This window comes from Weissella paramesenteroides ATCC 33313, assembly GCF_000160575.1.
Classification (GTDB): domain Bacteria; phylum Bacillota; class Bacilli; order Lactobacillales; family Lactobacillaceae; genus Weissella; species Weissella paramesenteroides.
In genome coordinates, this window is the sequence record NZ_GG697137.1 from 23,285 (window position 1) to 44,584 (window position 21,300).

General features: G+C 37.1%; 23 protein-coding genes and 1 pseudogene. 8 read left to right on the top strand and 16 right to left on the bottom strand.

The features are described 5' to 3' along the window. Positions 1-196: 196 nt before the first annotated feature. The 3 genes from HMPREF0877_RS09375 to HMPREF0877_RS09385 all read right to left on the bottom strand — a co-directional run bounded on the left by HMPREF0877_RS09375 (position 197) and on the right by HMPREF0877_RS09385 (position 3,757). Positions 197-1,981, bottom strand: a complete 1,785-nt coding sequence (locus HMPREF0877_RS09375; protein WP_040761220.1) for a heavy metal translocating P-type ATPase — start codon at positions 1,979-1,981, stop codon at positions 197-199. Between the two features lie 374 nt (positions 1,982-2,355). Then, positions 2,356-3,117 (bottom strand): ABC transporter permease, encoded by a 762-nt coding sequence (locus HMPREF0877_RS09380; RefSeq protein WP_002829158.1) that lies wholly within the window; start codon positions 3,115-3,117, stop codon positions 2,356-2,358. After that, positions 3,110-3,757, bottom strand: a complete 648-nt coding sequence (locus HMPREF0877_RS09385; protein ID WP_002829159.1) for an ABC transporter ATP-binding protein — start codon at positions 3,755-3,757, stop codon at positions 3,110-3,112. The genes HMPREF0877_RS09380 and HMPREF0877_RS09385 overlap by 8 nt, the downstream gene beginning before the upstream one ends. 264 nt (positions 3,758-4,021) lie before the next feature. Between HMPREF0877_RS09385 and HMPREF0877_RS09390 the strand changes: the two genes are divergently transcribed. Beyond that, entirely contained in the window at positions 4,022-4,990 is a 969-nt protein-coding gene (locus HMPREF0877_RS09390) for an AEC family transporter (RefSeq protein WP_002829160.1), read from the top strand. An 86-nt stretch (positions 4,991-5,076) separates the two neighbouring features. On the opposite strand, the gene HMPREF0877_RS09395 is transcribed toward HMPREF0877_RS09390, so the two are convergent. The 6 genes from HMPREF0877_RS09395 to HMPREF0877_RS09420 all read right to left on the bottom strand — a co-directional run bounded on the left by HMPREF0877_RS09395 (position 5,077) and on the right by HMPREF0877_RS09420 (position 9,305). Beyond that, positions 5,077-5,724: a DUF421 domain-containing protein gene (locus tag HMPREF0877_RS09395; RefSeq protein ID WP_002829161.1), complete on the bottom strand. Its 648-nt coding sequence runs from the start codon at positions 5,722-5,724 to the stop codon at positions 5,077-5,079. Positions 5,725-5,726: 2 nt separating this feature from the next. Further along, the gene (locus tag HMPREF0877_RS09400) at positions 5,727-6,176 is read right to left on the bottom strand and encodes a DUF3290 family protein (RefSeq protein WP_040761222.1); all 450 of its coding nucleotides are present in this window, start codon (positions 6,174-6,176) and stop codon (positions 5,727-5,729) included. Positions 6,177-6,410: 234 nt separating this feature from the next. Continuing rightward, positions 6,411-6,893: a GNAT family N-acetyltransferase gene (locus tag HMPREF0877_RS09405; RefSeq protein ID WP_002829164.1), complete on the bottom strand. Its 483-nt coding sequence runs from the start codon at positions 6,891-6,893 to the stop codon at positions 6,411-6,413. Between the two features lie 33 nt (positions 6,894-6,926). After that, positions 6,927-7,409, bottom strand: coding sequence for a YbaK/EbsC family protein (locus HMPREF0877_RS09410; protein WP_002829165.1), 483 nt, complete (start codon positions 7,407-7,409; stop codon positions 6,927-6,929). A gap of 107 nt (positions 7,410-7,516) precedes the next feature. After that, entirely contained in the window at positions 7,517-8,470 is a 954-nt protein-coding gene (locus HMPREF0877_RS09415; protein ID WP_002829167.1) for a LacI family DNA-binding transcriptional regulator, read from the bottom strand. A gap of 22 nt (positions 8,471-8,492) precedes the next feature. Further along, entirely contained in the window at positions 8,493-9,305 is an 813-nt protein-coding gene (locus HMPREF0877_RS09420) for an HAD family hydrolase (protein ID WP_002829168.1), read from the bottom strand. Positions 9,306-9,576: 271 nt separating this feature from the next. Between HMPREF0877_RS09420 and HMPREF0877_RS09425 the strand changes: the two genes are divergently transcribed. Then, a complete protein-coding gene (locus tag HMPREF0877_RS09425; RefSeq protein ID WP_002829169.1) occupies positions 9,577-9,990 on the top strand; it encodes a GNAT family N-acetyltransferase in 414 nt (137 codons plus the stop codon). Between the two features lie 77 nt (positions 9,991-10,067). Here HMPREF0877_RS09425 and HMPREF0877_RS09430 read toward each other — a convergent pair whose 3' ends face one another. Then, positions 10,068-10,751, bottom strand: a complete 684-nt coding sequence (locus HMPREF0877_RS09430) for a B3/B4 domain-containing protein (RefSeq protein WP_002829170.1) — start codon at positions 10,749-10,751, stop codon at positions 10,068-10,070. Positions 10,752-11,014: 263 nt separating this feature from the next. Beyond that, positions 11,015-11,872: an NmrA family NAD(P)-binding protein gene (locus HMPREF0877_RS09435; RefSeq protein WP_002829171.1), complete on the bottom strand. Its 858-nt coding sequence runs from the start codon at positions 11,870-11,872 to the stop codon at positions 11,015-11,017. 128 nt (positions 11,873-12,000) lie between these two features. Here HMPREF0877_RS09435 and HMPREF0877_RS09440 point away from each other — a divergent pair, with 128 nt between their 5' ends. The 5 genes and pseudogenes from HMPREF0877_RS09440 (at position 12,001) to HMPREF0877_RS09460 (ending at position 17,788) form a co-directional block, all read left to right on the top strand. Beyond that, complete coding sequence (locus HMPREF0877_RS09440) at positions 12,001-12,465, top strand: Rrf2 family transcriptional regulator (RefSeq protein WP_002829172.1); 465 nt, start codon at positions 12,001-12,003, stop codon at positions 12,463-12,465. A gap of 240 nt (positions 12,466-12,705) precedes the next feature. Further along, the gene (spxB, locus tag HMPREF0877_RS09445; protein ID WP_002829173.1) at positions 12,706-14,457 is read left to right on the top strand and encodes a pyruvate oxidase; all 1,752 of its coding nucleotides are present in this window, start codon (positions 12,706-12,708) and stop codon (positions 14,455-14,457) included. Between the two features lie 145 nt (positions 14,458-14,602). Then, a pseudogene (locus tag HMPREF0877_RS09450) lies at positions 14,603-15,171 on the top strand (LOG family protein). 525 nt (positions 15,172-15,696) lie between these two features. Next, positions 15,697-16,716 (top strand): ketopantoate reductase family protein, encoded by a 1,020-nt coding sequence (locus HMPREF0877_RS09455; RefSeq protein WP_002829177.1) that lies wholly within the window; start codon positions 15,697-15,699, stop codon positions 16,714-16,716. A 49-nt stretch (positions 16,717-16,765) separates the two neighbouring features. Beyond that, positions 16,766-17,788 (top strand): branched-chain amino acid aminotransferase, encoded by a 1,023-nt coding sequence (locus HMPREF0877_RS09460; RefSeq protein WP_002829178.1) that lies wholly within the window; start codon positions 16,766-16,768, stop codon positions 17,786-17,788. Positions 17,789-17,856: 68 nt separating this feature from the next. On the opposite strand, the gene HMPREF0877_RS09465 is transcribed toward HMPREF0877_RS09460, so the two are convergent. From HMPREF0877_RS09465 to HMPREF0877_RS09480, 4 genes are read right to left on the bottom strand one after another with little or no spacing between them, the layout of a single operon-like run. Next, positions 17,857-18,720 (bottom strand): aldo/keto reductase, encoded by an 864-nt coding sequence (locus HMPREF0877_RS09465; RefSeq protein ID WP_002829179.1) that lies wholly within the window; start codon positions 18,718-18,720, stop codon positions 17,857-17,859. A gap of 36 nt (positions 18,721-18,756) precedes the next feature. Further along, positions 18,757-19,167 (bottom strand): cupin domain-containing protein, encoded by a 411-nt coding sequence (locus tag HMPREF0877_RS09470; protein WP_002829180.1) that lies wholly within the window; start codon positions 19,165-19,167, stop codon positions 18,757-18,759. A gap of 24 nt (positions 19,168-19,191) precedes the next feature. Then, entirely contained in the window at positions 19,192-19,515 is a 324-nt protein-coding gene (locus HMPREF0877_RS09475; protein ID WP_002829182.1) for a carboxymuconolactone decarboxylase family protein, read from the bottom strand. A gap of 33 nt (positions 19,516-19,548) precedes the next feature. Continuing rightward, positions 19,549-19,929 (bottom strand): DUF2255 family protein, encoded by a 381-nt coding sequence (locus tag HMPREF0877_RS09480; RefSeq protein WP_002829183.1) that lies wholly within the window; start codon positions 19,927-19,929, stop codon positions 19,549-19,551. Positions 19,930-20,068: 139 nt separating this feature from the next. Here HMPREF0877_RS09480 and HMPREF0877_RS09485 point away from each other — a divergent pair, with 139 nt between their 5' ends. Beyond that, positions 20,069-20,506, top strand: a complete 438-nt coding sequence (locus HMPREF0877_RS09485; protein ID WP_002829184.1) for a MerR family transcriptional regulator — start codon at positions 20,069-20,071, stop codon at positions 20,504-20,506. A 107-nt stretch (positions 20,507-20,613) separates the two neighbouring features. On the opposite strand, the gene HMPREF0877_RS09490 is transcribed toward HMPREF0877_RS09485, so the two are convergent. Then, a complete protein-coding gene (locus HMPREF0877_RS09490; RefSeq protein ID WP_002829185.1) occupies positions 20,614-21,258 on the bottom strand; it encodes a GDSL-type esterase/lipase family protein in 645 nt (214 codons plus the stop codon). Positions 21,259-21,300: the final 42 nt, after the last annotated feature.

A 21,300-nucleotide genomic window follows, 5' to 3' on the forward strand; every position in this document is an offset into this window, starting at 1 on the left:
ACCACGAAACCTTTACTACTGCACTGTTTTCTGGTAATCGTAACCTAAAATTCACATTAAATGAGAAAATTAGGGTCTTTATTATTATTACACTCATGATTTAAAGTAGTCTATAATTCATATAAAAAAATCGGCAATTACCAATTAGAATTGGAGAATTACCGATTTTCAAACATTCTCTGTTTTTAAAATGTACTTAACGTGCCTTCAATGCCCATAAGATAGACACTGTATCCACAACTTCTTGCAGTAATGCGCCAAACAGTGGTGGCAAGAAACCAAAACTAGCAATTAACATGAGTACTGTACAAATAACAATACCAATTAATACTGCCTGTCGGGCAACTTTCATTGTATCAGCAGCAACTTCTACTGACTTTGCAACCCGTGAGAGATCATCCTTTAAAATAACAACTGTGGCCGTCTCACTCGCTGCTGTTGCACCATGAGCTCCCATCGCAATCCCAACATCTGCTGTCGCTAATGCTGGTGCATCATTAACACCGTCACCAACCATAACAATAGGTTTTTCATTTTCTGGTGTATCATGGATAAATTTAATTTTTTCGTCAGGTAATAATTCTGCATGCACATCTTTAATACCTGCTTGAGATGCTATTTTCTGTGCTGTCTCTTTTTTATCACCAGTTAACATCAGAATATGTGCTTGCCGCTTTAACAAAGCCTGCATGGTTTTGGCTGCTTCTGGACGAATTTGATCATTAAAAGTGATGTGCCCAAAATAATGGTCGTCAACACTAACGTAGATAGCCGTTTGCCCCTGCACTTTTGTTGGCACATCTTCGGCCACAAAGCTTCGTTTACCAACTTTTACAGTATGTCCTTGATGCTTAGCGATTAACCCGTTCCCTGTCACTTCCTGTACATCATCCAACATTTCAAGTGTCAGTCCTTGTGAACGTACATAATTAACTAGTGACCTGGCTAAAATGTGACTAGAATTCTGTTCCAAACTCGCTGCCAAACGAAGTAATTCATCTTTATCATTACCCTCTGCCACTAAAACTTGGTTGACTTGCAAAACGCCTTGCGTAATCGTCCCTGTTTTATCAAAGGCAAAGGTCTTCGCCTGCGCCAATTTTTCTAGAACATCCCCGGTCTTAACAACAATTCCATTACGGGATGAACGACTCATACCTGATACCATCGTAACTGGTGCTGCTAAAATCAATGGACATGGCGAAGCAACGACCAACACTTCAGCAAAGCGGATTGGATCTTTTGCCACATACCAAGCGATTCCCGCAATCACATAAGCAATCAGAGTAAAGGGGACTGCATAACGATCAGCAAGACGAACAAAATGGGCTGGTTGCGCTTCTGATTCTCGTACCAACGCAATTAAACGTTGATACTGACTATCGTTACTCGTTTTATCAGCATGCATTGTAATGGCGTCATCCCCGTTAATCGATCCTGATAATATTTCATCACCCACATCTTTTTGAACTGGGACAGATTCTCCCGTCAATGAGGATTCATCAAACATTGTACTACCACGTAAAATATGACCATCAACCGGTACTTGCTCTTTAGGTTTTACTAATAACTTATCGCCAACATTCACATCTTCAACCCCTATCTCGACTGGATGACCATTCTCGATTCGATGAGCATATTGTGGTGAGTTTTCCAATAGAGCCTTTAGCTCTGAATTTGCCTTTTTGGCAGCGTAATCTTCAAGAGTATCACCACCAACTAACATCAATAAAATAATCATTGCTGCCCAATACTCACCAACAGCTAGGGTAGCAATAATTGCTGTAATCGCCAGTAAATCAACGCCGTATTTCCCAGACATTAATGTTTTAACCATCTCGATAAACATTGAAATGGCAAGCACTAACCCGGTTAATGAAATCAATAATTGGGCCCACTGCGGTTGTTGCAAACCAAACTGAAAAAGTACCGCAATAGCTGCAATCACAAATATACTAATCAGTTTCCCAAGATGTCTCATCACATGGCCTCCCTCTTGCACATATGTCTCGCAATATAATCATTGCCTAATATTATTATATATCAAGCATGCAAATATTGTGAATATTTGCACTTTATTTTTATATCATTAAATATAAAATTGTTTATTAATTGTAAGTGAGAAGAGAGCGAGACAAAAGTTGTTTTGAAGACGGTGTGACACGTGATTTGCGCAATTTTTGGCCGTAGCAAAGTGAAGGACAAGGATTGCGTAAATTGCGTTACATTGCGGCTTCAAACTTTTGGAACGCGTTTATGCTATAAAACTTTCATGCTGATAATTAATACATTTTTATCAAAGGCAGTTGGAACAAATTCTTTTGTCCCAACTGCCTTTCACTTAGAAATATTCTTTTATAATAATTGTAAATCTTTGTTATAGTATTGTGGATACATTAGGTAACAAGCAATAACACTACCAATACTTGTTGAAGCTAAAAGCATAAACGTTACCATAATTTGGTACATAATTGCTTTTGTCGGGTCGACACCAGCAAAAATCAATCCTGACATCATCCCTGGCAGGCTAACAAGCCCAACCGTTTTTGCCGAATCAATTGTTGGTGATAAACTCGTTCTGATTGCACGACGCACAATTTCAATCGATGCCTGTTTGGCAGTTGCACCCAATGCCAATTTCTCTAAAACTGCCTGCCGCTGATCATTAAAATTTTCATACATACTTCTGTAGGCTAATCCGATAGCTATCATCACGTTACTTGCAATCATTCCTGAAATAGGCACCATTTGGCTTGGAATGAATTTAATAACCCCAGTTAGAATAAGTAACGCCAAAGTCACACCCGTTGAAATACTGATGGCAAATAAGCTGATCCAAAAACCATATGGCATGTTATGCGCACGTTTGCGAGCATTAGCAGCCGCATTGAATATAATGATTAAAATCATCAATAAGGTTAGCCAATATTGATTAATTTTAATCACGTAAGTTAAGACATAGCCCACAACGACTAGTTGCACAACGGCTCGGAATACGCCAATCAACATGTCCTTTTCAAGGCCAATTTTTTCACGTAAGTTAATAAGTAACGCAATAATCACTAAAATGACCGCAAACATTAGTGCCGTTGGGCTCACTAGTAAATCACTATTCATGACTCTCCGCCATCCTTCCTGCCACAATTCGAATAAGATGATCTGCTTCTGAAATTTCACGCTCATCATGCGTAACAGATAACACCGTCATTCCTTCATTCTGATACCCAACAAGTAAATGATTCACAATATCTTTTGTTTGTGTGTCTAATCCCGTTGTTATTTCATCAAGTAATAAAACCTTTGGTGGAAATAACAAATTACGAATGAGTGCCACCCGTTGTTTTTGACCACCTGATAAAGTTTTGATTTCTTTCTCTAAAAATTCTTTGGGCAAATCAACATTATCCAAAGCTGTTATCGCCCGTTGCTCATCAAACGCAATATTTCTGATAATAAATGGAAATACCAGGTTATCCTTCACTGTTTGACCAAATAAACTAGGTTGCTGAAAACAATATGATATTTGCTTTCGGTAATCAACTTTATTAAATGTGGCTTGATTCTGACCATTAAAATAGATGTTTCCTGTAGTTGGCGTTAATAAACTAGCAATTAATTTTAGTAATAAGCTTTTACCAGATCCTGAAGGTCCTTCAATTGTCAGCCAATTGCCTGCTTGTACTTGTAATGTAATGTCTTTTAATAATTCCTTACCGTCTACCTCAAACCCGACTTTTTGCAAATCTAAAATAGCCATCGATTCCCTCCCAACATCCTCATAAACTCATCTTATTATACATCAGACCTACAATGAATAACATATAAAGTAAGAACAATAAAAAAGCAGACTGATTTTTAAATAAATCATCCACTTTTACTATATAATCGTTTATTTACCCAATGAGTTATGCCGCATAGCTACTTTATCTGAAATACAGGATAAATGGGTGTAAGATAGTTTTGCGGCTATTAATTATCAAAAATTTCAATATAAAACTAATTATTAAGGAGCTCAATCTATATGCTATCAACTTTTCTCATTTCACTAAATAGTGTCTTGATTATTATTACTGTTATTATTATCGGCTTCTTAATTGGTAAATCAAGAATTGTCAGTCAATATTTCATTAACGATGTCTCAACAATTGTTGTGAATGTAGCGCTACCTATTTCAGTATTTATTTCTTCACAAAACTATATCACTAAACAAAATTTCAATACGCTGTTAATTGGTTTCATCCTATCAATGATATCAATTGGTCTCTGCTTTTTGATTGCTATCCCTATTGGTCGTTCACTGCATTTACAAAAGGATCGAAAAAGCTTATTCACCAATGCTTTTGTTAATGCAAACACTTTGTTTGTTGGTCTACCTTTGAACATTGCGCTATTTGGTAATAAAAGCTTGCCATACTTTTTAGCCTATTTTGTGGCGAACACGATTACAACATGGGGCATTGGTGTCAAATTAATCTACAAGGATAATCCCGAATCAATCGCTAATTATCAAACCACCTGGCGACGTATCCTAAGTTTATTCACATCACCAATGTGGGGCTTTATCGTTGGTATTATCTGTTTCTTCATTAATTTAAAATTACCCGTACACGGTTTTTTGTATCAGTCATTCAGCTATATTGCTAACATTGTGACGCCACTTTCATTAATTTTCCTTGGGTTACAACTAGCACGAACAAAAATGGCCGCTATGAAAATAGAAAAAATCGACCTTATTGCGCAATTTGGAAAGTTTATCATGGCACCATTAATGATGTCTCTTGTTCTATGGATCAATCAGTTGCTTGGTTGGGTCAATCTACCCGATTTATTTATCAAAACATTATTAATTCAATCAGTCACACCTATGTTGACTGTCCTACCAATGCTAGCTGAACAAAATAATATGGATGTTGAATTTTCAACCCGTGTTTTAACAGAAAGTATCTTCATCTTTCCGTTTGCTGTCGTTATCATTATGCTATTTGCCTAAAATTTTAAAATATGATTTCAAAACACGTTAAAAGGACCATCAATCTATCAAGTCGATAGACTGATGGTCCTTTTAATATGTAGTAACTATGCTTCATCCTGACTACCATACGTAGCAATCTCCCATTTATGATGACGGTATTTAGCCATATAAACATCCTTAATATCAACGATACCTTGTCCATCTAATTCATGGTCTAACCATTGTTGATCTTTATCCATAACTTGTAAAACATCCGTATCAACTTTGCCATCAATAATTACTGGAAAACGAACATCTTCATCGTATTTACCAAGAATTGTGATGCTCCCATTTTGCTCTAAGATCGCTCGTTTAACTTGACTGATGTCTAATACACCTGCTGATCGTAATTTAAAATCTATTTCTTTTGCTGATAGATTTGCTTGAAGACAGTTTTTAACTAAGAGTTCACCGTTATAGATAATCGTCATGGGTTCGCCATCGATGAACTTACCGACAGCGTGGACGTGTATTTTCAAATACCGTGTGGTCAACATCAATAATGCCCAGATTGACAAAACAACCACAAATTGTGCAACCGAAATTGCTTGGTTATATAATATGCCACCAATAATGCCACCTAGAACATAATTTTGTAACTGATCCAATGGTGATGTTGGTGCTAAACTACCTTTACCACTAAATTTAATCAATAATGTGATAAAAACGAATCCAATGACTAGCTTCAAAAAAATATCTGAATATGAAAACATATTTAATCCCCTTTAACATTGATATCGCCTGCTTTGAGCCTAATTTTTTCTAATGCATATTCTGAATTATCATTATTAAAAATAATTCGATAATATCCTTTGGAACTACGTATAAGAACGTCACCTGACCCCGTTTGTAGATTGTTGACACTTAGTTTTTGTGGTTTTACTTGTAGTTCCTTTGCCACACTTTTAACAAGTGACACTTCTTGGCCGCTTTGTTGACTAGTTGTTTTAAAATTTGTGTAGTCATTAAATTGGATAGCAACCGTTAGTACCATCAACGTCCCAACAATAACAGCCAAGTCCTTATATTTAATATCACCCTTATTTGAAAAATAACGTGTCAATAGAACAATGAATGTTGTGGCCAAAATCACAATAATTGCGATTCTTAAATATGGAAATTTTGTTTGATGATCTAATAAATACTGATAAGTATAAAATGTCATTTCCCACTCCTTATGATTACTTTTCACCCAGAAAACTACGGCATACTATTTATTTCATTCTACACTAAAAAATGCATCAAAATTGGTGACTGAACGCCGATATGATGCATTAAAGTAGGATTTAATTATCAAAGGACCGCACGAGACTAATTCACTGTAAACTAAACACAATAATCCAATTTTTGGCCGTCTACATAATCTCTTGGTCGATTAGTTGCTTTAACTATGTCCATTTTATACTGACATAACAAAGAAATGATCCATTTCTGAATGTTCAGCTTCTTTTAAAGGCTTAGTCAGCTCGGTAAAGCCATACGTTTTATAGACATGAATTGCTGTTGCAAGGTTATGATGCGTCTCAAGATAAACCTGCTGATAACCAACTTCTTTTGCAAATTGAAGTGCTTGATCCAGTAACTGATAGCTTAGATGATGGCCTTGTGCCTTTTTATCAATGTACAATTTTTGTAATTCAGCAACCTTATTCTGCACATCATACTCAGCAATTCCAGCGCCACCTACTACTTCTTGAAAGTTATTAATGGCAACAAAGTACTGACGACCAGCTTTCAGCCTATAAAAATCACTGAGATGTGCCAGCTCCGGATCAAAATAAGCTGTACCTGGTATATCTAATTGATAAGCCTTTAAAGAATTCTGAACCAACTTTTTCAAATATGGATCATCGCTTTTTTGAATGGGTCTAATTGTTATCATCTATGTTTCTCCAATAGCCAAAATAATTTCGTTTTAAACCGCTTCGTTTGGCCAACCCTTACAGACATCTACCCAATGATCAGCATGTGTGTAGTTGTTCAACTCTGATAATGATAATTCAACCGCACTATGGTCATCTCCTGCAGCAGGATACACAACTTCAAAGCGTTTTAATGAGTTATCTAAAAAGATACCAACGCCATCATTTGTCATAAACGGACATACACCGCCTGGGGCATGTCCAATATAACTTTCAACCTCATCGCTATGAATCATTTTAGGTCGCTTATGAAATTCTTGCTTAAATTTTTGATTATCTACTTTGGCATCCCCTGCCATCACGATTAGTATCGGTTCATCACCTACCAAAAAAGACATTGTTTTGGCAATATGTTCCGGTTCACAATCTAAAGCATGTGCTGCCTCTAATACTGTGGCACTAGATTCATCAAAATGCTTTACCCGATTCCCTAAGCCGACTTGCTCAAAATATTGACTAACACTTTCAAAAGACACACGATCATCCCCCTTATCTTCAAATATTCAGTTAGTTTAGAACACACGGACCAATTAGTAAAATAAAAATCTCTCACTTAAACGCGTTCCAGAAGTCTGAGCCTCACTTAAATTGTCTGACCTGTTCGCAAAATTAATTCAGATGCTACTGGAATATGTTCAATTTTTTTACTAATGACCAAATTCACTGCATTTTCACCAACTTCTTCATAATGATGATCAATCGTTGATATATTCATTAAACGACTGGCAACCTCATCTTCTTGACCAATCATTGCTGGTACTGGTTGGTGATGGTCACGGTAACATTGGTAAATACCAGCTGCAATATTATCCCCATTCGCAAAAATAAAATCTGGTGGTTCAGGTAATGATAGATAATGCTCTGCAGCATGATAGCCATCTGTAAATCCTAAAATACCAGTTACTATATATTCTGATTTTGGTTTCTGATGGAACACTTGTTCGTAACAATCAATCGTGGCTCGCGTTGTTGGACTAAAGCCATAGGCCCGGTTCAAAGTTATTGCCACACGCTGAAAATTTTCTTTTTTTACGAGATCAAACACTTCTAAATATGTTTTATTACGAACTGCATATGTCGATGCAATTGGCACATCACCAAGATTGCGGCAGCATACAATCGGACCATATTTTGTATACAACAGCATCGTTTTGAGCGATAATGTATGCGATGTAAATATCAGTCCATCATATTTTTTTTGATGCAGTTGTTCTAAATACTGTCTTTCTAATTCAGAATCATAATTTGATTTTAGGGCAATCACACTGTATCCTGCATTAAATGCAGCTTTGGCAATGCTCGCTAATAGTTGTGAAAAATAAGAATATTCCAAAAAAGGCACAACAACACCAATCGTTTTCGTTTGCCCAGTACTTAAATCGCGGGCAATCGTGTTCGGCACATAATCCGTGTTTTCAACCACTCGTTGGATTGCTTGTGCGGCTTTCGCTGAAACATACCCATTTTTGTTTATGTATCGTGAGACGGTTGCCACGGAATACCCTGACAATCGTGCAATATCTTTAATATTAGCCATACTCTCCCCCCTCACACATAAATTACGGTTGATTTAATAAGAACTTTTCAATGCCGTAGGCAACACCATCAGCTGTATTAGTTTTCGTCACATAGTTTGCAGATTGTTTGACGTTCGTTGGTGCGTTTCCCATCGCAATTGATGTCCCAACTTCATAGAACATTGACAGATCGTTTTGTCCATCCCCAAATGCAGCTGTTTCTACCTGTGATAATTGTTCACGAGCAATAATATATGAGACGCCAAATGCTTTTTCCGCGATATCACTGGTAATTTCCAAGTGACTAGCATCTGATTGTTGCACGTTAATACCTGGTAACTCTAAATTCAGAATTGCTTGTTGCATAAAATCTAATTGCGTCTCGCTCAAATCAATCAACATAATTTTAAAAATACCAGTCTGACTATTCTGTGTAACCTCTGACAAATCTGAGTATTGCGGTTTCATTCCCGTAAATAATATTTCCCGATCTATCGCTGCTGAGGCATGATCAACTAACCAACTATCCTGTGTGTAGTAGCTGAGACTAACCTCCGGATACGTACTTGCTAACCAATTAATTAGTTTAATGCTGACCATCTGTTCAATCGGATACGCTTGTAATACTTGCATATCCGTACCATTCATTTGATAAATTAACCCACCATTAAAAGCCACTTGTGGTGCATCTAATGCCAAGTCATGAATTGCAAAGATCATTTCTTGTGGTGCCCGCGCTGATACCAATGTCACTGGTATTTGTGAATTTTGGATTGCAATAATTGTGTTTTTTGTAAGCAACCCCCGATCATCCAGTAAAGTCCCATCCATATCCAAAAAAATTTGTTTGATCATCCAACTTATCCCCCCAGATTTGTTTCATTCTTGCATTTATTTTAACTTATAAAATCATCTTCATGTTAAAAAGCAACAAAACTATTTTATTATTTACAATCCTGAAATGAATCATCACGTCATGCTTTATTATTTTTAGCAACGCTCTATACTAGAATATATCTTGAAAATAGCGAGGGAATAGACGATGACCATCAATTTTAGATTTGCGACGAAGGACGATTTGCCAAAAATAGTAACCATTTATAATTAAGCGATCAAACTTAAAAATGTGACTGCCGATTTAGCACCGATTTCAGTATCAGATCGTAAAAAGTGGTTTGATGCGTCATCACATGAAAAATATCCAATCTGGATTATCGCTGATGATGATCAAGTAATCGGCTGGTGTAGCCTCGGAGCATTTTATGGTCGTGCCGCTTATCAACATACTGCTGAAATTAGTATTTATATTGACGAAACCACCCGTGGTAAACATGTGGGCACTCAAACCATTCAATTTTTAGCTACGCAACTCAAACAACGTGATTTACAAAATATTGTCGCCTACGTTTTCAGACAAAATACTCCTAGTATGACACTGTTTAAAAAACAAGGTTTTGAACAATGGGGCCTATTACCTAAAGTTGCCAAAATTGATAGTCGCCATTTAGATCTAGCAATATTAGGCAAACATTTTGATTAGCTATTAAAGGAATAAATTGCATACAAAAAGGAACATTAATTACCAATGTGAAATTGGTAGACTAATGCCCCTTTAAACTATTGCATTGGCTGAATGGTCAATAACTTCCCTTGACCACCTAAATATTTTGTCGTTGCTGCTAGTAACTCATTAGCAACTTGATCGACATATTCTTGGGATGTTGCTGTATTGCCTTGTACAATGTAAAAAATATGGTTTGTCGCTGGCGTTATTTTTGTTTTCTCAACTTGGCGTGTTTCTAGATGACAAATAACTTCATTATCATCATCAATATAACCGTATTCTCCTGCCTTAATGGCTTGTGGTTCATTGTTGGCACCAATTGGTACAAATTTTTCATCGCCAGTAGTTATTCGTAAATTAACATCCCCCGCAATATGGTCAATATCATGTGCCCCAAGTGCAAGCTGACTCTTGATTGAAATGACATTATACAAATCGACAACTGGATTAATTGGGAAAAGTTCCCCTCTTTTTAAAATTAATTTTAATAATGTTTCTGGTGAAGGTCGGTTATTCCGTTTAGGTAGGTGAATACGCTTATGAAGATCGAAAAAACCTTGAATAATGGGACTACCTTTTATCTTATCAGCATCTAAGTTTGCTAAAACCTTTGTCACTTCCTCATTAATATAATCTGAGAGTTCTGTTGGATAATGCGAATTATCAACACCTGAAATCTCTACACCATCAATAACGACTCCTAAATCTGTCACTTTAGGATCTAAATTAAGTTGCATGAACAATCCCCCTTTGAATCAAACAAATAGTATCATTACAATCGAAAAAAGGTCATGATAACCTTAAAAAGTCCAACTGATATTGCAGCTATAAAACTTATTTGCTAATTACTCTAACGCATTTATCTTAATTTGCAAATAATTCGCAGCATTTGATTAAATTTTTTTACGTTTGAGAATCATAATACTTAAATAATTTCATAAAAAAGAGGTTGAGACGAAAATGTCCCAACCTTTTCTTTATGAAATTATATAAAGTATATTTACTTACCTAACAATTGTTGCAATGATTCTTTTATTGTAACAAATGGTCGACCAAGATATTGTTCAATATCACTTGGCTCAACCGCTAGGCTACCGCTTTTCACAACTGATTGTGATCCAGCTATCATATCAGCAAAGTCTTGTGGTAGTCCTGCATTATCTTGCAAAAATTGTGAAGCTGTATCCACGTCTGCATCAACAACGTCTAGTTTAGTCCCTGTAACAGACTCAACCACTTCTGCTAGTTGCTTATAGGTAATCAATGGGTTTCCAGCTTCTAAAACACTTGGGAAATCGAACTTACCAGATACGGCACGAGCACCTAACTTAGCTAGCTCACTACGTAGCACCCAACCTGCTTTGCCATCACCACCTGCATGAACAAGCTTACCAACCTTTAATGCTGCCTCAATAAGTGGCAGATCATTTTCCATATACCAGTTATTACGTAAAAATGTATGTGCGATGCCTGACGTAAGAATTGCTTTCTCAGTGTAAGCATGCTCCTCAGCCAATGGACTCGTTGAAGTATCCGCTTTATTAAAACTCGTATAGGCAATGTACGATACACCTGCATTTTTGGCTGCATCAACAACATGTTGGTGTTGTGCCTTACGTGATCCAACTTCACTACTTGAAACAAATAACAATCTATCAATACCTGAAAATGCCTTCTCTAAGGACTCAGGATCATCATAAGTTGCAATTCTAACCTGGAAACCTTTATCGCGAAGGGTAGCTGCTTTTTCTTCGCTTCTAGCCAAAGCAAAAATCTCATCCTGTGGTACCAATGTCTTTAGTTCATTTAGGGCGGCTGCACCATAGCCTCCCGTTGCACCAGTTACTAAAATAGTCATAACGATACACCCTTTCTAATTTTAAATCATAATACCTGTATTTTTATTTTGTACAGGTTTATAATAAATCATTAAGCGACGTTGGTCAATCTTCGTTTATCAAAATAACCAATACCGAGGTAATTCACATGAAGCATTCTGTACAATTTAGTGATGCCGTCCATCTTCTTGCCTATATTGCTATTTTCCATGACTCAAATCGATTATCAAGTACTGATATAGCTGCAAGTATCCAAACTAACCCAAGTAACGTACGTAAAATAATGTGTCAGTTACGTGATGCTGACCTCATCGAAACAACTAATGGTATTCCGAAGCCATGCTTAGTTAAAGATCCACATGATATTTCGTTCTTTGATATTTATCAGAGTTTGGATCATGCACAGCTTTTCCAGATAGATACCAATACGGAATCAAAATGTATTGTTGGTGGTAATATCCAGGATGTCTTGTCTGACGAATATCTTTTGTTACAGCAAGTTGTTGAAGAAAAAATGAAACAAATTTCTCTAGATCATGTTCTTAAAAAAATCAGTCAAGCGGAACTAGCCAAAAATCCAATGAATCAAAATTTTGTTTCTGAATTTTTATAAATTCATGCACGAAATATCGGTTATTTATACAGTCCATCATATGACCAGTTATAACCCTAAAAGGCTGATAAAATAACTAGAGGTAATTGAATCATTGGAATTTTAAGCTTACGATATTATGCAACTGTTACGCTCTTTTATATCAAATGTAGGCGCTTTCTTGTTGCTTCTTTTTAGTAAGTGTACTATAGTGATTGTGAAGTCGCATTGTTTTCATATAATCATAGGGGGTTATGTTAAATGAGCAAAAAGATTAATGCAGCAGAAGCCATGTTAAAAGTATTAGAGGACTGGCACGTCGACCATCTATTTGGTCTACCAGGTGGATCGTTTGATTCAACAATGAATGCGATTCATAATCGTCAGGATACCATCAAGTATATCCAAGTACGTCATGAAGAAACTGGTGCCATTGCTGCATCTGGGGAAGCAAAATTAACTGGTAAAATTGGTGTGACATTTGGTTCAGCTGGACCAGGTGCTGTCCACCTACTCAATGGATTATATGATGCCAAGCATGATCATGCACCGGTTCTAGCACTTGTTGCTCAGGTTCCGACAGCCACAATGAATACAGATTATTTCCAAGAATTAAATCAAAACCCAATTTTTGAAGATGTTTCTGTTTACAACCGAACTGTCATGACAGCTGAACAATTACCAGCTGTTGTTGACCAAGCCATCCGTAAAGCCTATGAAAATTCAGGTGTTGCGGTGGTAACAATTCCAAAAGATCTTGGTTGGGCAGATATTGATGATACTTTTGAATCAACTGCTGGTACTTTCACATTTACCGATAACTATCCGCTACCTGATGAAACTGCTGTTGCCAAAGCCGTTGATATTCTGAAAAATGCAAAACGGCCACTGATCTACTTTGGTTTAGGGGCTAAAAATGCAGATACTGAACTACGTGAATTCTCGGAAAAACTACAGATTCCATTGATGTCATCTGCTCTTGCCAAGGGGGTCATCGATAATTCATATCCAGCCTACATGTTAAGCGCTGGTCGAGTTGCTACGAAACCAGGTGTTGATGCCATCTCAAATGCTGATGCCATCTTATTCATTGGAACCAATATGCCATATCTACATTTCTTTGCTGATCCAAATGCAAAGTTTATTCAAGTTGACGTCAAACCATCGAACATGGGTAAGCGTCATAAAGTAGATGTTGGTATTCTAGCCGATGCTAAGACAACGCTACAATCACTAATTAAAGCCAGTGATACTGTGCAATCACGACCATACTATGATGCACTAGTTGCTGATAAGAAGGATTGGAATAACTGGCTAACCCAATTTGAAGATCAAAGCGATACGCCATTAACCGTCGATACCGTATTTGCCCAAATCAACCGGATTGCAGACGATGATGCTATCTTCTCAGTTGATGTTGGTAATGTCACTGTCGATAGTTTCCGTCTATTAAAGATGAAGCCAACACAAAAAATTACAACATCAGCTTGGTACGCAACTATGGGCTATGCTGTGCCAACTGCCATTGGCGCAAAAGCCTCATACCCAGATCGCCAAGTATTTTCAATTAATGGTGACGGTGGCTTTACAATGAATATGCAAGACATCCTCACACAGGTAAAGTACAACCAATCAATTATCAATGTTGTTCTAACTAATGAATCATTAGGATTTATCGAAGGTGAACAAGATGATAATCAACAACCACATTCCGGTGTTGATCTAATCGATGCTGAATTTGGGGATGTTGCCACTGCCCTGGGTGCCAAGGGATATGAGGTGCATACCTTACCAGAATTAAAGCAAGCCTTTGATGAGGCAAAGTCAGCCCAAGGTCCTGTTGTAATTGATGTTAAAATTTCTAATTTACGGCCATTACCAGTTGAACAATTGGCGCTAGAACCTAATGAAAGCTTTGATCAGGCTTATGTTGATGCCTTCATTGAAAAGTATCATGCAGCCGGTTTGACGCCAATTAGTCACTTTTTAGAAGAGCATCACGTTGAAAAATAATTAATCGCATCAAAAATAGATTTCATGTCAAAATTCAAAAGATATGAAGTCTTTTTTTATATAAGCATAAAGTGTCATCTGCTTATCACTGGTGCTAGAATAGAAAAAACAAAGTTATAATTCATACAAGGATGGTCCCTAACAAATGAAACGAATTGCAGTATATTGTGGTGCCGCCATGGGAAATGATCAAGCTTATCAAACGGCTACTATTACACTGGCACATTACCTAGCCACTCACAATCTAGAACTTGTATATGGCGGTGGCGGGGTTGGTTTGATGGGCATATTAGCCAATGAGGTCCTTGATGCTGGTGGTCGTGTACAGGGTATCATGCCAAAAGAACTTTATGAACGTAGTGCCGCTTTCCCAAGGCTAACTAATCTAAAGATTGTGGATAATATGGCTATCCGCAAGGCAACGATGCTAACCCTATCTGATGCCTGCATTGCGCTACCAGGTGGCCCTGGTACACTCGAAGAAATTTCTGAAGCTTTTTCATGGGCACGCATCGGCGATAATCCTAACCCTTGCATTTTTTCAATGTCAATGGCTATTATGATCCTTTGCAAACCATGTTTGATAATATGACTGAGAAGGGTTTTCTAACAGTTGAAGATCGTGAAAAACTACTTTTTTCCGACTCACTAGATGAAATTTTCAAATTTATTGCAGATTATCAACCACCAAAAATCAGAACATATGTCAAATAACCAATAAAATAAATTTATTTTTCAAATATAGTTGACAAAACATCCCTAAACGCGTTAATCTCTTATTAAATTAAATTATGATTAAAAAGCAATAAGGAGAATTTTATCTTTCGCTGTGTTTAGAGAGTCGCTGTTTGGTGAAAAGCGATACACAAAAATTGATAATGATCATCTCTCAGCTGTGTTGTGAACATCAATTGATTATTAAACAGCATTGGGGACACCCATTATCGTGTGAACGTCTAGTAATTTTGCTGTACGTGAGATGTTTTTAAAACAATTAAGGTGGTACCGTGCTAATGCGCCCTTAACTTTGACCAGGAATTTGATCAAAGTTAAGGGCTTTTTTCATAATAATTTGTAAAACTTGGGAGGTGATGTCTTATAGAATCCGATATTAGTCATTTAATAAATAATAATTCGACAATCAATCATCTATTTAGCCATAACAATAAGACAGACGCCTCATATGGATAATTTGTCCAACTTTTATGGCTAATCAGTCGCAGAAAGAAGGCAATCAGAATGAAATATGCAGTATTAGGATCAGGTGCAATGGGATTGCGGTTTGGTGTCCTACTACAAGAAGCCGGTTTTGAAGTGGATTTTGTAGATACATGGGATAAACAACTTAGTACCATTCGGTCACAACATGGCGTTTATGTCTCCCGTGACGGGCAAAATAAACACCTCGTACCAATCAACGTATACTCTCCCGAAGAATATGACGGACGCGCAAACATTCTGATTGTCTTTACCAAGCAGTATATGCTAGCTGAACTTTTGGATCGCTGCGCACATTTCTTTAATGACAAGCACTATGCGCTAACTTGTATGAACGGCATGGGACATATTGAAAAATTGAATCAGTACTTCGCTCCCGAACACGTTATTGGTGGTACAGCCATGATTGGTACCGTGCTAAACAAAGCAGGCGATGTGGATTTCATTGGTCAAAAAGGTGCTGGATCAGTTAACTTTGCGAATCAAACTGAACAACCAGATGACGTCACCCAGGAAGTAGTTGCTGATTTTAAGGCAGCTGGTATGAATCCAACATTAACAACTAATTTTAATGGGACTTTAATGGCCAAGGTTGTTTTCAATTCAGTGGTCAATACGCTTTGCACAATGTTTAAAGTCCGCATGGGTGAATTCATCCAGGCGCCAACAACACGTGCGTTATCTGTCCAGTTAATTGACGAAGCTTATGATGTTTGTGAACGTGCTGGTATTAAATTATTAACTTCGCGCCAAGAAGAATGGCAGCAAGTGGTCACCGTTAGTCAGACCGGTAACCCCTTGCACTTCCCTTCGATGTACCAGGATCTATCAAATGGTCGTGAAACCGAAGTGGATTATATCAATGGCTATATCTATGATTTAGGCAAAAAGTATAACTACGAAGCATCTACCCACAATTTTTTACGTCATCTGGTTCATCTCACTGAATTTACAGATAAGTTTGATGTCAATGGCTTTATTAATCAAGTTCTTGAAGATGATAAAGCTAGTGAGCAAAAAGTTGCCGCAGTTTCACAGTAAACATATTACAATTTAATCAATCAATTTATTATCACGAGGAGAATATATCATGAAAGAAAAAGTTGAAAACTTGGATTGGAACAATTTAGGATTTGAATATCACGATTTGCCCTATGACTTTGAGGCAAAGTACAAAGATGGTGAGTGGCAACCAGGTGAGTTGACGACTCGTTCATCCGTCGAATTATCAGTTGCTGCCGAAGTGCTCCACTATGGCCAAGAAGTTTTTGAAGGCCTAAAAGCTTATCGTCGTAAGGATGGTAAGATCAATCTATTCCGTCCCGAATTGAATGCTGAACGCATGGTTGATTCTGCTGAACGTATGATGATGGTTCCTTATCCAGTTGATGCTTTTGTTGATGCCGTTAAGCAAGTTGTGAAGGCTAATGAAGAATTTGTCCCACCATACGGTACAGGTGCTTCTCTCTACCTACGACCATTTATGATTGGAACAAGTAGTGTCGTTGGTGTGACGCCAGCAACCGACTATACCTTCCACATTTATGCAACACCCGTTGGTGCTTATGTAAATGGTCTAAACCCTTCACCATATACTGTAAGCGAATATGACCGTGCTTCATATGCTGGTACCGGTCAAGCAAAGACCTCAGGAAATTATGCAAGTAGCTTATTCTCTTCAGCAAAAGCTCATCAAGAAGGTTATGCTGATTGCTTATTCTTAGACCCTCGTGAACACAAGTATGTTGATGAATTTGGTGGTGCCAACTTCTTTGGTATCACTAAAGAAGGTCAATTTGTAACCCCCAAGTCAGAATCAATTTTACCTTCAATCACCAAGCGTTCTCTACTACAATTGGCTAAAGATCAAGGATTAGATCCAGTTGAACGCCCAGTACCATTTGATGAAGTCGATCAATTTGCTGAAGCTGGTGCTATGGGAACAGCTGCTGTTATTTCTCCTGTTGGTTCGTTAACTTATGAGGGTAAAAAGCATGTCTTCTACAGCGAAACTGAAGCTGGACCAGTGACGACGAAACTATACAACGAATTAGTTGGTATCCAATATGGTGACCGTCCTGATCCATACAACTGGACACAAACGGTTGACTAATTAATTTATCATTACAAAAAACAACTGAGCTCACTATGAGTCCAGTTGTTTTTTGTTTAGTAGTATTGTTATTTACCGCTGAATACAGGAAAATCACTTGAATGACCATAATCTATAACTTGTGGTAATTCTTTTAAAATCATCATATCCGCTGCGGATATTTTAAAATCAACAGCCGCATTATTAGCAATATGCGCTGAATTTACGCTCTTTGGTAAAGGTAATGTTCCCAATTCCAAGCAATAACGAATAGCTAATTGTGGAACGGAAACCTGATATTTATGAGCCATTCGTTGAATCTGTTCGTTTTGTAAAATTTCGCCATGTGCTACTGGTGAATAAGCTTCAACTAAAATATCATGTTGTTTTGCTTGTTCCAGTAAATCAAAAGAAGTGTTCCCAATATGCGTTAATAATTGGTTGACTGCAGGTTTAACTGATCCATTTTCTAAAATGTTCGCTAAATCTGTTTGCAAAAAATTAGAAACACCAATTGCGCGTATCTTTCCTTCTTTAAGTGCATCTTCCATGGCACGCCATACTGCCAAATTTTCTTCAAAATAATGATTCTCACCATGAAATTCAGCCCATGGTTCTGGGGCGTGAATCAATACTAAGTCCACATAATCCAAATCTAGTTTTTGCAATGATTCATCGATTGATTTTTTGACAGTTACATCATCTTTAAATTCAGCTTGAACTTTTGTCGTCACAAATAACTCATCTCGACTAAGTCCAGTTGCCTTTAGCCCTGCTCCAACACCTTGCTCATTACCATAAGCTTGGGCAGTGTCAAAGTGACGATAACCGATTTGTGCCGCTTGTTGCACTGCTGTAGCCACCTCATCGTTATCAATCAACCAGGTACCAAAACCTAATTTAGGGATTTTGACACCATTATTCAATGTATATTGTTCATTTAAGATTGTCATCCGTTTACCTTTCTTGTGCAACTAATTTCTATCAACTTAAGATAATGCAGAATATTCTTTATCTGTTACTGGTTCTAACCATTCTGAATCACCAGTAGTAATTGCTAAATGGCTAAACCAAGAATCCTTAGTCGCTCCATGCCAATGTTTGATACCATCATGAGCAATCACGACATCACCTGGTTGCAATCGTTGTGCTGGTTTTCCTGCCTCTTGATACCAACCTTCACCACCAGTTACCAATAAAATTTGACTACCGTTATGATGAATATGCCAGTTATTGCGACAACCAGGCTCAAATGTTACATTACCCACAGGCACACTAACATCTTTTCCAGGAATGACTAATGCATTGTTATAGCTCTGACCAATAAAGTATTGGGCGTAAGCATCATTCTTTGGTCCAGTCGCAAATACCCCAGGTTGTTCAACTTGTTTAGTTATCATTCTTCTCTCCTTGTTTAGAAAAAATTATTGTTCCGGCCAAATTTCTTTTGCCCGATTAAAGGCTGACCAAGCTTTGGGCCAACCGACATAAAAAGCTAAATGAGTAATTTCAGCAACAATTTCATCCTTCGTTATACCATTGTTTTTTCCGATTTGTAAGTGAGCGACTAACTGCTCAGTATTCCCCATAGCAATCAAAGCTGAAATCGTTATTAATGAACGATCATGTGCAGATAGCTCATCTTCTTTGCTCCAAACTTCACCAAATAAAACATCATCATTAAAGTGCGCAAATTGTGGTGCAAAACTACCTAATTGTTCTTGTCCAGCTGTTTGTTTCTTAGCCATTAAAAAATCCTCCGCTTAAAAGAAATCATTAAATTATCTAGGTAAAATTTTAACTGTTGCCCCGACAGGACCCTTTTCTAGCATAGGTGGTAAATAGGGACTATCTTGATATTTCGCTTGATATGCAGCACTAATCTTTGAATCTAGTACACTATCTCCAGCTGCATCTATAAACACTGTTTCAAACTCTTTACCTGCTAACCTGATCTTACCGGCTTGTTGTGTCATAGCTGACTGATACCATCTTGAATTTTGACCATTGTATGCTCGTACATATAAATCATGATCAACGACAACCGACCAAACCCAAGTTGGTGTGCCATATGTTTTTCCATCTGCATAAAATGGTGACACGTGCATGTCATCAGAACCTACGAATTCATCTAATTGTTCTACTGTCCATTGCTTAGTCATTTATCTTTCCCCCATTTCTAATCTTTAACAGACAGCATACTACTTAAAGCACACTTTAAGTCAATTAAAACGATTATTGTTAAATTTAGAACTATTTTTGTATAATCATTATTGAACTTAACTTTAAGGAGGCTCTAATATGAATGACTTTTCTAATAGTAAAAAATATAATATTGGGGAATTTAGCCGTCAGTTTAATTTACCTACTTCCACATTAAGATACTATGAAAATGAAGGATTGATTAAACCACAACGGTATCCAAATGGACGGCGTTACTATACTGAAGAAGATGTGAGTTGGCTTAAATTTTTGAATCATTTGAAAGGAACTGGCCTTAGTATTAAAGAACTAAAGCAATATATTCTGTGGCGTGAACAAGGAGACAGCACCATTCCGCAACGACTTGAACTTCTAAAAGCAGCTAAGCACAATTTTCTAAGCGAGTTTTCAGAAATTCAACACCACCTCCAAATTTTAAATGATAAAATTAACTGGTATGAGGCAAAGCAAACTGGCATTATTTCTGAAGAGGAGAATTTTGCAGAATATTTGCAAGTTTTGGGGCATCACGAATAATTTAAAAACAGGAAATAGAAGTTATTATATTCTAAAAAGACCTCGCAATTGTCAGACATAAAAATCCAACAATTACGAGGTCTTCATTTATTAAATTCTAAAACATTTCACAAATATCGATACATATTCTTTAAGACGATTTCATAACCAGCTGGAAACATGTGCACACCATCAAAGGTTAATTTTGGTAACAAATCACCATTTTCGTCAGCCAACCCATCATTGACATTGATAAATTCATAACCAAATTTATCAGCAAGTTGTGCGACCTGCTGACTTGCTTGTGCTAAACGCTCATTACTTCTAGCACTGTTTTGATTATTATTCTTAGCTGCTTGAATTGTTGGGTTCATAGGATAATAAGCCATGGTATAAACTGTTGTTTGTGGTAGTTTTTGCTGAAAGGTTTGTAAGATGCTTGCATAATTACTAATGAACGTTTTTTCTGAAATACCGAAATCAATATCATTACTACCTATATTAATAAAAATTTTGGCAGGTTGTAAATCGAGTACTAATTCATCAATGTGTTGTAATAAAAACTGTGTCGTTGTCCCACTAACACCCCGATTATAAATTTTTTGTTTTAACTCTAAGTTTTGTTGCATTTTTTCGATTGGAAACATCTCCATTAGAGAAGAACCTGCAAAGACAATTTGGTCTGGCAATGCCGATTTATTTGCTTTGACATATTTCCTTAAAACGTCCATTTCCCGCTGCTGTAATTGTGCGACTGCTTCTTTTTTCCCCATTTGAAAACCCCTTTTCAATCATACTTTCCCCAATAACTAGAT

Coding starts and splice junctions, on each gene's coding strand:
- HMPREF0877_RS09380 (WP_002829158.1), bottom strand. CDS start 3,117: ATGAATAGTGATTTACTAGTGAGCCCAACGGCACTAATGTTTGCGGTC.
- HMPREF0877_RS09385 (WP_002829159.1), bottom strand. CDS start 3,757: ATGGCTATTTTAGATTTGCAAAAAGTCGGGTTTGAGGTAGACGGTAAG.
- HMPREF0877_RS09475 (WP_002829182.1), bottom strand. CDS start 19,515: ATGGCTAAGAAACAAACAGCTGGACAAGAACAATTAGGTAGTTTTGCA.
- HMPREF0877_RS09400 (WP_040761222.1), bottom strand. CDS start 6,176: ATGACATTTTATACTTATCAGTATTTATTAGATCATCAAACAAAATTT.
- HMPREF0877_RS09455 (WP_002829177.1), top strand. CDS start 15,697: ATGAAATATGCAGTATTAGGATCAGGTGCAATGGGATTGCGGTTTGGT.
- HMPREF0877_RS09480 (WP_002829183.1), bottom strand. CDS start 19,929: ATGACTAAGCAATGGACAGTAGAACAATTAGATGAATTCGTAGGTTCT.
- spxB (WP_002829173.1), top strand. CDS start 12,706: ATGAGCAAAAAGATTAATGCAGCAGAAGCCATGTTAAAAGTATTAGAG.
- HMPREF0877_RS09395 (WP_002829161.1), bottom strand. CDS start 5,724: ATGTTTTCATATTCAGATATTTTTTTGAAGCTAGTCATTGGATTCGTT.
- HMPREF0877_RS09430 (WP_002829170.1), bottom strand. CDS start 10,751: ATGCAACTTAATTTAGATCCTAAAGTGACAGATTTAGGAGTCGTTATT.
- HMPREF0877_RS09490 (WP_002829185.1), bottom strand. CDS start 21,258: ATGGGGAAAAAAGAAGCAGTCGCACAATTACAGCAGCGGGAAATGGAC.
- HMPREF0877_RS09420 (WP_002829168.1), bottom strand. CDS start 9,305: ATGATCAAACAAATTTTTTTGGATATGGATGGGACTTTACTGGATGAT.
- HMPREF0877_RS09405 (WP_002829164.1), bottom strand. CDS start 6,893: ATGATAACAATTAGACCCATTCAAAAAAGCGATGATCCATATTTGAAA.
- HMPREF0877_RS09440 (WP_002829172.1), top strand. CDS start 12,001: ATGAAGCATTCTGTACAATTTAGTGATGCCGTCCATCTTCTTGCCTAT.
- HMPREF0877_RS09390 (WP_002829160.1), top strand. CDS start 4,022: ATGCTATCAACTTTTCTCATTTCACTAAATAGTGTCTTGATTATTATT.
- HMPREF0877_RS09460 (WP_002829178.1), top strand. CDS start 16,766: ATGAAAGAAAAAGTTGAAAACTTGGATTGGAACAATTTAGGATTTGAA.
- HMPREF0877_RS09465 (WP_002829179.1), bottom strand. CDS start 18,720: ATGACAATCTTAAATGAACAATATACATTGAATAATGGTGTCAAAATC.
- HMPREF0877_RS09435 (WP_002829171.1), bottom strand. CDS start 11,872: ATGACTATTTTAGTAACTGGTGCAACGGGAGGCTATGGTGCAGCCGCC.
- HMPREF0877_RS09375 (WP_040761220.1), bottom strand. CDS start 1,981: ATGAGACATCTTGGGAAACTGATTAGTATATTTGTGATTGCAGCTATT.
- HMPREF0877_RS09485 (WP_002829184.1), top strand. CDS start 20,069: ATGAATGACTTTTCTAATAGTAAAAAATATAATATTGGGGAATTTAGC.
- HMPREF0877_RS09415 (WP_002829167.1), bottom strand. CDS start 8,470: ATGGCTAATATTAAAGATATTGCACGATTGTCAGGGTATTCCGTGGCA.
- HMPREF0877_RS09470 (WP_002829180.1), bottom strand. CDS start 19,167: ATGATAACTAAACAAGTTGAACAACCTGGGGTATTTGCGACTGGACCA.